Below are 1,207 nucleotides of genomic sequence, written 5' to 3'. Positions count from 1 at the left end.
AGCATCCTGGCAGGCTACATGATCGCGCTCTACGGGGGGCAGGCGATCGGCCAGTTCACGCTGAACCTTGGCGGCGGGGGCTCGACGATGCCGCTGCTGGCGGGCTCGATCCTGATCTCGCTCGCCGCCGTGCCGGTGGTGCTGACCCGCATCGCCGCGCCCGCACGGGGAGAGGCGGCGTCGCTCACGTTTCGCGAACTCTACGCGGTATCGCCGCTGGGGATCGTCGGGGCCTTCCTGACCGGCGTGATGCTCGGCGCGTTCTACGCGATGGGCGCGGTCTATGCGCGGCGCTCGGGGCTGGACCTGTCGGGGACGGCACTGTTCATGAGCGTGGTCATCATGGGCGGCGTCGCTCTGCAATGGCCGCTCGGCCGCCTGTCCGACCGGATGGATCGGCGCAAGGTGATCGTGATGGGCTTTGCCGGAACGCTCGTTGCCAGCCTTGCCATCGCGCTGACGAGCGGCACCGTGCCATTGATGGCCTTCGGTGCCCTGTTTGGCGGCTTGAGTTTCGCTCTGTACCCCTTGTGTGTCGCTCACACCAACGATCATCTCTCTGCGGAACAGCGGGTGGCGGCTAGCGGGGGGCTGGTACTGCTGTATTCGCTGGGCGCGGCGATCGGGCCTTTATTCGGTGCTCTGGCGATGACCGTGCTGGGGACTGCGGGGCTGTTCCTCTTCGTCGGCCTTTGTGGCGGGGCCGCACTCGCCTTCGGATTGTGGCGGCAGGTCCGTTCGGAGCCGGTACCCGCTCACCTTCAGGAAACCTACGTCGTGCTGCCGCGCACGACACCCATGTCGGCCGCGCTCGATCCCGTTGCGGCGGACGAAAGCATCACATCATGACTGAACAGACTTCGCCCGCCGTGCTTCATCGCGCCATCGCCGCTTCGGCTATCGGCAATGCGACCGAGTGGTTCGACTATGGCATCTATGCCTATGGGGTGACGTATATCTCCGCCGCGCTTTTCCCCGGGGAAACGGCGGAAGCGACACTCTTCGCACTGGCGACTTTCGCGATCTCCTTCCTGATCCGCCCGCTCGGAGGGTTCTTCTGGGGGCCATTGGGTGACCGCTACGGTCGCAAGGCGGTACTGGGGATAACGATCGTGATGATGGCAGGCGCGACCGTGGCCGTCGGCTTGATCCCGTCTTATGCGACGATCGGGCTGTGGGCGCCCGCACTGCTGGTCCTTCTGCGCAT

Annotated in this window: 2 protein-coding genes; both read left to right on the top strand. The window is 65.8% G+C overall.

What is annotated here, in order from left to right; genetic code table 11:
* The coding region (locus tag ACYPYD_RS27200) for an MFS transporter (RefSeq protein ID WP_459666907.1) at positions 1-849 on the top strand (849 nt) is incomplete at its 5' end.
* Positions 846-1,207, top strand: a 362-nt coding sequence (locus ACYPYD_RS27195; RefSeq protein ID WP_459666905.1) for an MFS transporter, incomplete at its 3' end; no start/stop codon positions are given. The genes ACYPYD_RS27200 and ACYPYD_RS27195, both read left to right, overlap by 4 nt.

The organism is Novosphingobium sp. 11B (genome assembly GCF_054589055.1).
Note: the sequence above shows the minus strand (reverse complement) of the source record. Positions and strands in the feature narration are given on the sequence as shown.